The 14,659-nt window shown below is 51.9% G+C and carries 2 protein-coding genes; both read left to right on the top strand.

The genetic code is table 11. From position 1 onward, the window contains the following. Positions 1–10: 10 nt before the first annotated feature. Positions 11–10,774 carry a surfactin non-ribosomal peptide synthetase SrfAB gene (srfAB, locus tag ACWJJS_RS16135; RefSeq protein WP_454023708.1) on the top strand — a complete coding sequence of 3,588 codons (10,764 nt, stop codon included), beginning with the start codon at positions 11–13 and terminating at the stop codon, positions 10,772–10,774. A gap of 34 nt (positions 10,775–10,808) precedes the next feature. Beyond that, entirely contained in the window at positions 10,809–14,645 is a 3,837-nt protein-coding gene (gene srfAC, locus ACWJJS_RS16140; protein ID WP_454023709.1) for a surfactin non-ribosomal peptide synthetase SrfAC, read from the top strand. The last annotated feature ends 14 nt before the right edge of the window (positions 14,646–14,659 follow it).

The raw sequence follows: 14,659 nt of genomic DNA on the forward strand, positions 1-14,659 counted from the left end.
GAGGTGACATATGAGCAAAAAATCGATTCAAAAGGTGTATGCACTCACACCGATGCAGGAGGGAATGCTGTATCATGCGCTGCTTGATCCGCATTCTTCCTCCTACTTCACACAATTAGAGCTTAGGATTCACGGAAGCTTTCAGCTTGAGCTTTTTGAAAAAAGCGTCAATGAGCTGATCCGGACATATGACATCCTGCGTACGGTATTCGTGCACCAGCAGCTTCAAAAACCGCGCCAAGTCGTATTAGCAGAGCGGAAGACGAAGGTGCACTATGAAGATATCAGTCAATTAGATGAAGCGCGCCAAACCGAATATATTGAACGCTATAAACGCGATGTGCAGCAGCAGGGCTTTCATCTGGCGAAGGATATTCTCTTTAAAGCGGCGGTGTTCAGGCTCAGTGAGAAGGAGCTGTATCTCGTCTGGAGCAATCATCATATCGTCATGGACGGCTGGAGTATGGGCGTTTTGATGAAAAGCCTGTTTCAAAACTATGAAGCGCTTCGTGCCGGCCGGCACGCCGGGGGAAACCAGGGCAAACCTTACTCTGACTATATCAAATGGCTCGGAGGCCGGGATTATGAGGAGGCGGAACAATATTGGAGCAGCCGCCTGGCGGATTTCGAACAGCCGAGCCTGCTCCCGGGCCGTCTGGCATCAGAAAAGAAAGACTACCAAAATGAAGAATATTCTTTTGTCTGGGATGAAGAGCTGGTCGCGCAGATTCAGCAGACCGCCAACCGGCATCAAGTCACGGGGCCTAACCTGTTTCAGGCCGTTTGGGGTGCGGTGCTCAGCAAATACAACTATACAGACGATGTGGTGTTCGGCACCGTCGTATCAGGCCGTCCTTCAGAAATCAACGGCATTGAAACGATGGCGGGGCTGTTCATCAATACGATTCCCGTCAGAATCAAGATTGACAAAGATGCAGCCTTTTCTGACGTGATGGCGGCAGTTCAGAAAAACGCCGTGGAAGCCGAGCGCTATGATTATGTGCCGCTCTATGACATTCAAAAGCGCTCCGCTCTGGACGGCAGCCTCTTGAATCATTTGGTCGCGTTTGAAAACTATCCGCTGGACAAAGAGCTGGAAAACGGGGGCATGGAGGAAAGACTCGGCTTTTCCATTAAAGTTGAACATGCTTTTGAGCAGACGAGCTTTGATTTCAATCTCATCGTGTATCCGGGAAAAACGTGGACTGTCAAAATCAAATACAACGGAGCGGCTTTCGCTCATGATGCCATCGAACGAACGGCGCATCATCTGACCCGCATGATGAAAGCGGCGGTAGGAACGCCTGATGCGCCCGTGCGGGAACTCGGCCTTGTTTCAGGCGAAGAAGAGCGGCAGATTGTTGAGATATTCAATGATACGAAAACGGCGCTTCCGGAAGAGGAGGCCGTTCACCGTTTGTTTGAAGCACAGGCAAACCGGACGCCTGCAAGCATCGCGATAAAAGAAGCGGGACGCGAATGGACCTACCGTGAAGTGAACGAAGCGGCCAACCGCCTGGCGAGACACCTTGTGAAGAGCGGGCTGGAAAAAGGCCGGACCGCCGCTATTATGAACGACCGGTCTGCGGAAACCGTTATCGGCATGCTTGCCGTCCTAAAAGCAGGCGGCGCCTATGTGCCGATTGATCCGGCTTTTCCGGAGGACCGTCTCCGCTTTATGGCGGCAGACAGCTCGATTCGGCTTGTGCTGACAGTTCAGGACTATCAAAAACAAGCGGGCACATTGCAAGTCCCGATTGTCATGCTGGATGAACGCGAGGATGAAACGGTAAGCGGAACAGACTTGAATCTTCCGGCGGGCGGCAACGACTTGGCGTATATCATGTATACATCCGGGTCGACCGGAAAACCGAAAGGCGTCATGATTGAACACAGAAATATCATCAGGCTCGTCAAACATTCGAATTACGTGCCGGTTCATGAAGAAGACCGGATGGCGCAAACGGGAGCCGTCAGCTTTGATGCCGGAACCTTCGAAGTCTTCGGCGCATTGCTGAACGGAGCGGCATTACACCCGGTGAAAAAAGAGACGCTGCTTGACGCCGGGCAATTCGCCCAATTTCTGAAAGAGCAGCGGATCACGACCATGTGGCTGACGTCTCCGCTGTTTAATCAGCTTGCCCAAAAGGATGCCGGCATGTTTAACACGCTCCGGCACCTCATCATCGGCGGTGACGCGCTTGTGCCGCATATCGTCAGCAAAGTGAGGAAGGCATCACCGGAGCTGTCGCTTTGGAACGGCTACGGGCCGACGGAGAATACGACGTTTTCGACGAGTTTTCTCATTGATCAGGACTACGACGGCTCGATCCCGATCGGGAAGCCGATCGGAAATTCCACTGCGTACATTATGGACGAAAACCGCAACCTCCAGCCGATCGGCGCGCCCGGTGAGCTGTGCGTCGGCGGAAGCGGAGTGGCAAGAGGCTATGTGAATCTGCCTGAACTAACGGAGAAGCAGTTTGTCCGCGATCCGTTCAGACCAGATGAAATGATATACCGGACGGGGGACTTGGCGAAATGGCTTCCGGACGGCACGATCGAGTTTCTCGGCAGAATTGACAACCAAGTAAAGGTCCGTGGTTTCAGAATCGAGCTCGGCGAAATCGAGGCGAAAATCAGCCAGGCGGAGAATGTGACGGAATCTGCGGCTGTGATCCGGAAAAATAAAGCGGATGAAAATGAAATCTGCGCTTACTTTACCGCAGACCAGGTCCTTTCGCCGGAAGACCTGCGCAAAACGCTTTCGGAATCACTTCCGGAATACATGATTCCCGCGCACTTCATCCAGATGAATCAGTTTCCGCTGACGGCGAACGGAAAAATTGATAAAAAAGCGCTGCCTGAGCCTCAGGCTGAAGCCGTTCAAAAAGAATACGAAGCGCCGAAAACGGAAGCGGAGCAGAAACTCGCGGACATTTGGGAAGGCATTCTCGGTGTAAAAGCGGGTGTGACTGACAATTTCTTCACGATTGGCGGACATTCTTTAAAAGCTATGATGATGACCGCTAAAATCCAGGAACACTTTCAAAAAGAAGTGCCGATTAAAGTGTTATTTGAAAAGCCGACCATTCAGGAGCTTGCGCATTATTTGGAGCATGAGAGCGAGGAGGAACAGCAGTTTGAACCGATCCGACAAGCGCCTTATCAGAAGCATTATCCTGTTTCCTCAGCACAGCGCAGGATGTATATCCTTAATCAGCTCGGACAGGCCAGCACGAGCTACAACGTCCCTGCTGTACTTCTGCTGGAAGGATCAGTAGACAAAAACCGTCTTGAAGAGGCCATGCAGGCATTAATCAACCGTCATGAGACACTGCGTACGTCGTTTGACATGGCAGATGGAGAAGTCGTGCAGACCATTCATAAAAATGTGTCGTTTGAGCTTGAAACCGCCGAGGGCCGGGAAGAAGATGCAGAAGAGCTGACAAAAGCCTTTATCAGGCCGTTTGCGCTCAATCGTGCGCCGCTGGTCCGTTCGAAGCTGATCCGGCTTGAAGAAGACCGGCATCTTCTGCTGATTGACATGCACCACATTATTACGGACGGAAGCTCAATGGGCATTTTCATCGGTGATCTTGCGAAGCTTTATCAAGGCACGGAGCTTGAGCTGCCAAAGATTCATTATAAGGATTTTTCAGTCTGGCAGCGTGAAAAAGCAAATCTTGATCAGCACGAAGCTTACTGGCTTGATACGTTCAAAGGCGATCTGCCGGTGCTGGATCTGCCGCTTGATTTCCCGCGTCCTGCCGAGCGCAGTTTTGAAGGGGAACGCGTCATCTTCGGGCTTGATAAACAGGTGACGGCGCAGATTAAGAAGCTGCTGGCTGATACGGATACGACGATGTACATGTTCTTGTTAGCCGCTTTTCAAGTGCTGCTGTCCAAATATTCGGGGCAGGAAGACATCATAGTCGGGTCTCCGGCGGCCGGAAGACAGCATCCTGATCTCCAAGACGTGCCGGGCATGTTTGTCAACACAGTTGCGCTTCGGTCGCATCCTGCCGGCAAAAAAACGTTCAAGCAATTTCTGGATGAAGTGAAAACGGCGAGCCTTCAAGCTTTTGAGCATCAAAGCTATCCGCTTGAAGAATTAATTGAAAAACTGCCGTTAACGAGGGACACAAGCCGGAGTCCGCTGTTCAGCGTGTTATTTAATATGCAGAACATGGAGATCCCGGCCCTGCGGCTCGGAGATTTGGAGATTTCTTCTTACTCCATGCATCATCATGTCGCTAAATTTGATCTTTCCTTAGAAGCGGCTGAGCGCGGAGAAGAGGTCGGATTGAGCTTTGATTACGCGAAAGCCTTATTTGCGGACGAAACCATCCGCCGCTGGAGCGCTCATTTTGTCAATCTGATTAAAGCCTGCGCCGAAAATCCGGATATTCAGCTGGCCGACGCAAGCCTGCTGTCCGCTCCTGAGCGGGAAGCGCTCCTTTCTGATGAAAAACGGACGGAAGCGGATCTGCCTGAGGGCACTTTTGTTTCGCTGTTTGAACGGCAAGCGCAGAAAACGCCTGATCTCACGGCGGTTGCGGGCGGAACAAGTCTGACATATCGTGAGCTTGATGAACGCTCGAACCGGTTTGCCCGACACCTTCAGGCTTGCGGAACGGGCAGTGAGGACATCGTGGCCATTATGATGGATCGTTCGGCCGACTTGATTACCGCGATTCTCGGCGTCATGAAAGCCGGAGCGGCATTTCTCCCGATTGATCCGGAGACTCCTGAAGAGAGAATCCGCTACTCTCTCGAAGACAGCGGAACGAAGCTTCTGGTCGTCAATGAGAGAAACATGACCGCGGCCGCCGTTTATAAAGGAAAAACGGTCGTAATGGAAGACGGAGAATGGCAGAACGAAAGCGCCGACCGGCTTGAAACGGAGCCCGGCGCCGACCGGCTTGCCTATATCATTTATACCTCGGGAACAACGGGCAAACCGAAAGGCGTCCAGCTGGAGCACCGCAATCTAATCAATTATGTCACATGGTTCAGCCGTGAAGCCGGTTTGACCGAAGCTGACAAATCCGTGCTGCTGTCTTCTTACGCATTTGATCTCGGCTATACGGCCATATTCCCGATTCTTCAGGCGGGCGGCGAGCTGCACATTGTGCCGAAGGAGACGTACACCGCGCCTGATCAGCTTGGTGAGTATATACAGAAAAACGGCATTACGTATATGAAACTGACGCCGTCATTGTTCCATATGATCGTCAATACAGCCCGTTTTACGTCAGAACGCCGTTTCAGCCCGCTTCGTTTAGTGGTGCTCGGCGGAGAAAAGATCATCACGTCCGATGTCCGCAAGTTTCATGACGTATACGCCCATACCGACTTTATCAATCACTACGGACCGACGGAAACGACGATCGGCGCCATTGCGGAACGGATCAATATGGAGCGCCTTGATCAATATGAGCAGCGTCCCGTCATCGGCCGCCCGATCGCAAATACCGGCGCGCTTGTATTGGACGGAGCAATGCAGCTCGTTCCTCCGGGCGCAAGCGGCGAGCTTTATATTACCGGGAAGGGGCTTGCCAGAGGATATCTTCACCGTCCGCAGCTGACGGCGGAGAAATTTCTCTCAAATCCTTTTTCACCGGACAGCCTGATGTACAAAACGGGAGATGTCGTCCGCAGGCTTCCTGACGGGACGATTGAATTTATCGGCCGTGCGGATGATCAGGTGAAAATCCGGGGCTACCGCATTGAATTAAAAGAGGTTGAAACCGTGCTGTTAAGCGTAAACGGCATTCAGGAGGCGGTCGTTCTCGCAGTCAGCGAAGGCGGGCTGCCGGAACTGTGCGCGTACTATAAAGCCGACAGCGGGCTGAAAGGCTCTGAGCTTCGCAAACGGCTTTCCGAAACACTGCCGTCTCATATGCTTCCGGCTTACTTCGTGCAGGTAGACCGCATTCCGCTCACAGCCAACGGAAAAACCGATAAAAACGCCCTCCCGAAACCGGGCGTCAGCCAAACGGCGCAAACAGCTTCAGCCTTGCCGGAAACGGAATTGGAGGAAAAGCTGTGCCGCATTTGGAAACAGACACTCGGTACGGATACGCTCGGCATCGACGATAATTTCTTCGATTACGGCGGGCACTCTTTAAAAGGCATGATGCTCCTCGCCAATATTCAGGCTGAACTGGACAAAACGGTTCCGTTAAAAGCGCTGTTCGAACAGCCGACTGTCCGCCTGCTTGCCGCATATATCGAAAAATCGGCGGTATCTGAGGGATATCGGATGATCACACCGGCAGACAGTGCAGACGCGTACCCGTTATCATCCGCCCAAAAACGGATGTACGTCCTGAACCAGCTTGACCGGGAGACAATCAGCTATAATATGCCGTCCGTTCTTCTGATGGAAGGAGAAGTCAATATTTCAAGGCTTCAGGAAGCGCTCAATCAGATGATCAATCGCCACGAATCTTTGCGGACGTCCTTTATCGATCAAAAAGGCCAGCCGATGCAGCAGATCGCAGAACAGGCTGACATTGACCTGCACATTTTTGAAGCAGCGGACGAGGAGAAAGCGGATCTTATCATTCAGGCATTCATTAAGCCGTTTGATCTGAGCGCGGCTCCGCTCATTCGGGCCGCTCTTGTCAGACTGAATGAAAAGAAACACCTGCTGCTGCTGGATATGCATCATATTATTGCCGACGGCGTGTCCAGAAGCATGCTGGTCAAAGAGCTCGCTCACCTTTACAAAGGCGGAAGTCTGCCGTCGCCGAACCTGCACTATAAAGACTTCGCCGTCTGGCAGAATGAACCCGGGCAGGCCGAACGGATGAAAGACCATGAGCGTTATTGGCTCTCCGCATTTTCCGGCGAGCTTCCTGAATTGAATCTGCCGACCGATTTTCCCCGTCCGCCGGTTCAAAGTTTTAAAGGACAATCCGTCCGTTTCAGAGCGGGACGTGAAACGGAAAAAGCGGTGCGTGAATTAATGGAATCATCGGGAGCGACTCTTCATATGGTGCTTCACGCCGCGTTCCATGTCTTTTTGAGCAAAATCACGGGGCAGCGTGATATCATTATCGGCTCGGTGACCGCCGGAAGAACGAGCGCCGAAGTTCAGGAAATGCCGGGGATGTTTGTCAATACGCTTGCGCTTCGCAATGAAACACGAAAAGAGCAGACCTTCGCCGGGCTGCTCGAACGGGTGAAACAAACCAATCTCGACGCGCTGGCGCATCAGGATTATCCGTTTGAGGATCTGATCGGAAAGCTTGACCTGCCGAGAGATATGAGCCGCAACCCGTTGTTCCAGGTGATGGTGACGACAGAAGATCCGGATAAAGAAACACTGGAACTGGAGAACCTGCGCATCACTCCGTATGAGTCAAACCAAGGCACGGCGAAATTCGATCTGACACTCGGCGGCTTTACGGATCAAGAAGGTCTCGGCCTTCAGTTTGAATATGCGACTGATCTGTTTAAAAAAGAAACCATTGAAAAGTGGAGCGCCGGGTTCCTGCGGATTCTGAAGCAAGCGGCGGAAAGCCCGGACAGAAAGCTGCCTGAGATTTCACTGATCAGCGATGCTGAAAAACAAGCCCTCCTTGACGCATGGAAAGGAAAAACACTCTCTGTGCCGCGGGACAAAACGGTTCATCGTCTCTTTGAAGAAACGGCCGCCCGCCACGCGAACCGGCCGGCCGCGGCATATAACGGCGCGAAATGGACGTACGGTGAGCTGAACGCAAGGGCGAACCGGATCGCGCGCATTCTCATGGACTGCGGCGTCACGGCTGACGAACGTGTCGGCATTTTAACGAAACCGTCCTTGGAAATGGCCGCGGGCGTACTCGGCGTCTTAAAAGCGGGCGCGGCATTTGTGCCGATTGACCCCGACTACCCACAAGAGCGGATCAGCTACATTCTGCAGGACAGCGGCGCCAAGCTGCTTCTCACACAGGAAGCGCTCGACGTGCCGGATGGCTACAAAGGAGAAACGATCCTGCTTGACGGCGGACGCTCCATTCTGAGCCTGCCGCTTGATGAAAACGATGAAGCGAACCCGCAGACGGAAACAACGGCGGATCATCTCGCTTATATGATTTACACGTCAGGAACGACCGGACAGCCGAAGGGTGTCATGGTCGAACACCATGCGCTTGTGAACCTGTGCTTCTGGCACCACGACGCATTCGCCATGACGGCGGATGATAAAAGCGCCAAATACGCGGGCTTCGGTTTTGACGCCTCCATCTGGGAGATGTTCCCGACATGGACCATCGGCGCGGAGCTTCACGTCATTGACGAGGCGATCCGGCTGGATATCACCCGCTTAAATCACTATTTCGAGGAGAACGGCGTGACCATCACCTTCCTGCCGACGCAGCTGGCCGAACAATTTATGGAGGTGGAAAATACCTCTCTCCGCATGCTTCTCGTCGGCGGCGACAAGCTGAAGCGGGCGGTGAAACAGCCGTACACGATCGTCAACAACTACGGTCCGACGGAAAACACCGTCGTCGCGACAAGCGGCGTCATCAATCCTGAGGAAGGATCGCTTTCGATCGGACGGGCGATTGCCAATACGAGAGCTTATATTCTCGGCGACGGAGATCAGGTACAGCCGGAAGGCATTGCCGGTGAATTGTGCGTGGCCGGCCGCGGTCTGGCACGCGGATACCTGAACCGTGAAGAAGAAACGGCGAAGCGGTTTACCGCAGATCCGTTCGTGCCCGGCGAGCGCATGTACCGGACCGGCGACCTCGTCAAATGGAACGCGCAGAGCGGCATCGAATACATCGGCCGTATCGACCAGCAGGTCAAAGTGCGGGGCTACCGGATCGAGCTTTCAGAAATCGAAGTCCGCCTCGCCCAGCTTGCGGACGTTCATGACGCAACGGTGACGGCTGTGGAAGACAAAGCGGGCAACACCGCGCTTTGCGCCTATGTCGCGCCTCGGCAGGACGATATTGAAGCGCTCAAAGCCGCGCTGAAAGACACGCTGCCTGACTACATGGTGCCGGCGTTCTGGGTGGAGATGGACGAGCTTCCGGTCACCGCAAACGGAAAGATTGACAAAAAAGCCCTGCCGGAACCGGACATTGAAGCGGGAAGCGCCGCTTACAAAGCGCCGGAAACGGAGATGGAGACGCTGCTTTCTGACATTTGGCACGAAGTGCTCGGTCTTGATCAGATCGGCGTAAGCGATAATTTCTTCACGCTCGGCGGCGACTCGATCAAAGGCATTCAAATGGCGAGCCGTCTGAATCAGCACGGCTACAAGCTGGAGATGAAAGATCTCTTCCAGCATCCGACCATCGAAGAGCTCGTCTCTTACGTGGAGCGGACGGAAGGCAAGCAGGCCGATCAGGGACCTGTCGAAGGCGAAGCGGACTTAACGCCGATCCAGCGCTGGTTCTTTGAGAAAAACTTTACCGACAAACACCACTGGAACCAATCCGTCATGCTTCATGCGAAAGACGGCTTTGATCCGGACCTGGTGGAAAAAACCCTGCAAGCATTGATTGAACACCATGATACGCTCCGCATGGTTTACCGTGAAGAAAGGGAAGGCGGCATCATTCAGACATACCTCCCTGTCACAGAATGCAAGGCAAGCTTTGAAATCGTTGATCTGTACGGAACTGACGAGGATATGCTGAAAAGCCAGATTCAGCGGCTTGCCGATCATCTTCAGGGAAGTTTTGATCTGGAGAACGGCCCGCTGTTAAAAGCGGAGCAATACCGGACAGAACAAGGCGATCATCTGTTAATCGCGGTTCACCATCTCGTCGTGGACGGGGTTTCATGGAGAATTCTGCTTGAGGATTTCGCTTCAGGTTATAAACAGGCGCAGCAGCAAAACAGCATCGTCCTCCCGCAAAAAACCCACTCCTTTAAAGATTGGGCGGAGGCGCTGAACACGTTTGCGCAATCAGAAGAGCTGAAAAAGCAGGCGGCTTATTGGGCGCAGGCAGATGCGGAAGAACTCCGGCCGCTGCCGAAAGACCATGAGCCGACAAAACGGCTCGTCAAACATACGGCGGCCGTGAAATGTGAATTAACTGAGGAAGAAACGGCACAGCTGCTGACAGATGTTCATCATCCGTACGGAACGGAAATCAACGACATTCTGCTCAGCGCGCTCGGCTTAACGATCGGTGAATGGACGGAAAACGGCAAAGTCGGCATCAACTTAGAAGGACACGGCCGGGAAGAAATCATACCGAACGTCAATATTTCACGGACGGTCGGCTGGTTTACGGCCCAATATCCGTTGATTCTGCAGATCAGCAAGGAAGACGGCGTCTCTTCCGTCATTAAAACGGTAAAAGAGACAGTGCGGCGCGTTCCTGATAAAGGTGTAGGATACGGGATTCTCCGGTATCTGTCATCCGATGAAACAGAAAAAGGCGTCACGCCTGAAATCAGTTTTAACTACTTGGGGCAGTTTGACAATGAAGTGAAAACGGAATGGTTTGAGCCGTCTCCATATGATATGGGACGTCAAGTCAGCGAAGAGTCAGAGGCGTTATACGCACTGAGCTTCAGCGGGATGGTTACAGGCGGCCGCTTCGTCATTTCCTGCTCATACAATCAGGAAGAATATGAAAGAAGCACCGTCGAAACACAGATGCAGCGGTTTAAAGACAATCTTTTAATGATCATCCGCCATTGCACGGCCAAAGAGGAGAAAGAATTTACGCCGAGCGATTTCAGCGCGCAGGATCTTGAGATGGATGAAATGGGAGACATCTTTGACATGCTTGAGGAGAATTTAACGTGACAAAAACAGTTAACAGAAGGGGGGAGCGGAGCAGATGAGCCAGTTCAAAAAAGATCAAGTTCAGGACATGTATTATTTGTCGCCGATGCAGGAGGGAATGCTGTTTCATACTCTCCTGAATCCCGGCCAAAGCTTTTACATCGAACAAATGACAATGAAAGTAAAAGGCAGCTTGAATATTAAATGCCTTGAAGAAAGCATGAATGTGATCATGGACCGGTACGATGTATTTCGTACCGTGTTCGTTCACGAAAAAGTAAAAAGGCCGGTCCAAGTCGTATTGAAAAAACGGCAGTTTCAGATAGAAGAAATCGATCTGACACACTTAACGGGCAGCGAGCAAGCATCCAAAATTAATGAATACAAAGAACAGGATAAGATCAAGGGCTTTGATTTGACGCGGGATATTCCGATGCGGGCAGCCATTTTCAAAAAATCGGAAGAAAGCTTTGAATGGGTGTGGAGCTACCACCACATCATTTTGGACGGCTGGTGCTTCGGCATCGTCGTGCAGGATCTGTTTAAGGTATACAATGCCCTGCGCGAACAAAAGCCGTACAGCCTGCCGCCGGTCAAACCGTATAAAGACTATATCAAGTGGCTTGAAAAGCAGGATAAACAAGCATCACTGCATTACTGGCGCGGGTACTTAGAAGATTTTGAAGGACAAACGACATTTGCGGAGCAAAGAAAGAAACAAAAGGACGGCTACGAGCCGAAAGAGCTGCTCTTCTCACTGCCGGAGGCGGAAACAAAAGCATTTACCGAAGTTGCAAAATCGCAGCATACTACTTTGAGTACGGCGCTGCAGGCGGTTTGGAGTGTATTAATCAGCCGCTACCAGCAGTCCGGCGATTTGATCTTCGGCACAGTCGTTTCCGGGCGTCCCGCAGAAATCAAAGGCGTTGAACATATGGTCGGGCTGTTTATCAATGCTGTTCCGAGGCGGGTGAAGCTGTCTGAGGATACCACATTTAACGGCTTGCTCAAGCAGCTGCAGGAGCAATCGCTGGAGTCTGAGCCTCATCAATATGTGCCGCTCTATGACATCCAAAGCCAGGCCGATCAGCCAAAGCTGATTGACCACATCATTGTGTTTGAAAATTATCCGCTTCAGGATGCAAAAAATGAAGAAAACAGTGAAAACGGCTTTGATATGGAGGACGTCCATGTTTTTGAGAAATCGAATTATGATCTCAACCTGATGGCTTCTCCAGGTGATGAGATGCTGATTAAGCTTGCCTATAACGGGAATGTGTTTGATGAGGCGTTTATCCTGCGCTTAAAATCTCAGCTTCTTACAGCGATTCAGCAGCTCATCCAGAAGCCGGATCAGCCTGTCAATACGATCAGACTTGTTGATGAAAAGGAAAGAGAGCTTCTGCTTACCGGCTTAAACCCGCCGGCTGAGACTCATCAGGCGAAGCCTCTGACGGATTGGTTCAAGGAAGCGGTGAATGTAAATCCTGATGCACCGGCGCTTACGTATTCCGGCCAGACTCTTTCCTATCGCGAATTAGATGAGGAAGCGAACCGTCTTGCGCGCCGTTTGCAAAAGCAAGGTGCGGGTAAAGACACCGTTGTCGCGTTGTACACGAAGCGCTCGCTTGAACTGGTGATCGGCATTCTCGGCGTATTAAAAGCAGGAGCGGCTTATCTGCCGGTTGATCCGAAGCTGCCGGAGGACCGAATCTCGTACATGCTGACTGACAGTGCGGCAGCCTGTCTGCTGACACATCAGGAGATGAAAGAAAAAGCGGCTCAGCTGCCGTATACAGGAACAACACTCATCATCGATGATCAAGCACGGTTTGAGGAACAGGCAAGCGATCCTGCAGCCGCAATTGATCCCGATGATCCGGCGTATATTATGTATACGTCCGGCACAACCGGAAAGCCGAAGGGCAATATCACCACTCATGCCAATATACAAGGATTGGTCAAGCATGTAGACTATATGGCATTTTCTGAACAAGATACGTTCTTATCTGTTTCGAATTACGCCTTTGACGCATTTACCTTTGATTTCTACGCATCAATCCTGAATGCGGCACGGCTCATTATCGCAGATGAACATACACTGCTTGATACAGAACGGCTCACTGATCTGATCCGGCAGGAGAATGTCAATGTCATGTTTGCGACAACCGCACTTTTTAATCTTCTCACCGATGCGGGAGAGGAGTGGCTGAAGGGGCTCCGCTGTGTGTTATTCGGGGGTGAGCGCGCGTCTGTGCCTCACGTCAGAAAGGCGCTTGAGATCATGGGGCCTGGCAAGCTGATTAATTGCTACGGGCCGACTGAGGGAACGGTGTTTGCGACAGCTCACGTCGTGCATGATATACCGGATTCCATTTCCTCATTGCCGATCGGAAAGCCGATCAGCAATGCAAGTATTTATATTCTTAACAGGCAAAACCAGCTTCAGCCGTTCGGAGCTGTCGGTGAACTGTGCATCAGCGGAATGGGTGTATCAAAAGGGTATCTGAACCGTCACGACCTGACGAAGCAAACGTTTATCCCAAATCCGTTCAAGCCGGGAGAAACGCTTTACCGAACAGGGGATTTAGCACGATGGCTGCCGGATGGAACGATTGAATACGCCGGGCGTATTGACGACCAGGTCAAAATACGCGGACACCGGATTGAACTTGAAGAAATCGAAAAGCAGCTGCAGGAATACCCGGGTGTGAAAGATGCGGTCGTTGTTGCAGACCGCCATGAGTCCGGAGATGCATCAATCAACGCCTATCTCGTGAACCGGACGCCGCTTTCAGCTGAAGACGTAAAGAGGCACTTGAAAAAACAGCTTCCTGCTTACATGGTGCCGCAAACCTTTACTTTCTTAGAGGAGCTTCCTTTAACGACAAACGGGAAGGTCAATAAACGGCAGCTGCCGAAACCGGATCAGGCTCAGGCGGCGAAAGAATGGATCGGGCCTCGAAACGCGACGGAAGAAACAATTGCACACATCTGGTCCGAGATTCTCGGCAGACAGCAGATCGGGATTCATGATGATTTCTTCGCGCTCGGAGGCCATTCCTTAAAAGCGATGACGGCAGCGTCGCGCATTAAAAAAGAGCTCGGTACGGACATCCCGGTGCAGCTGTTATTCGAAGCGACGACAATCGCAGACATTGCCGGTTATCTGCTTCACGGTGAAGAAAAAGGAATGAAAGATCTCACCATCATGAATAAAAATCAGTCTGACACACTGTTTGCGTTCCCGCCGGTTCTCGGTTACGGGCTGATGTACCAGCCGCTGGCAAAACAGCTGTCCGGCTATAGAATCTGTGCGTTTGATTTTATCGAGGAAGACAACCGCGTCGAACGCTACACAGAGCTGATCAATCAGCTCCAGCCGGAAGGACCGGTCAAGCTGTTCGGATACTCGGCAGGCTGCACGCTCGCCTTTGAAACAGCCAAACGGCTTGAATCCGAAGGACGTAAAGTGGAGCGGCTGATCATGGTTGATTCCTATAAAAAACAAGGCGTCAGCGACTTGGAAGGCCGCACCGTAGAAAGCGATGTCCAGGCGCTGATGAAGGTAAACCGGGATAACGAAGCGCTGAATGACGAAGCCGTCAAGGAAGGTCTCGCCAAAAAAACAAACGCGTTTTATTCTTATTTCGTGCATACCGTCAGCACCGGCACGGTCAATGCGGATATAGATCTATTAACGTCAGAACCGGACTTTGCGATGCCGCCGTGGCTCGCTTCGTGGGAGGAAGCCACGACAGGTGAATACCGTGTGAAAAAAGGCTGCGGCACTCACGCAGAAATGCTTCAGGGAGAATGTCTCGAAAGGAATGCGGCATATTTGCTCGAATTCCTAAGGAAGGAACATCCGAAGCTGACAGCTTCACGATAGAAAAGGAGGAAGCC

The sequence above is a fragment of the Bacillus sp. JK106 genome, assembly GCF_053663355.1.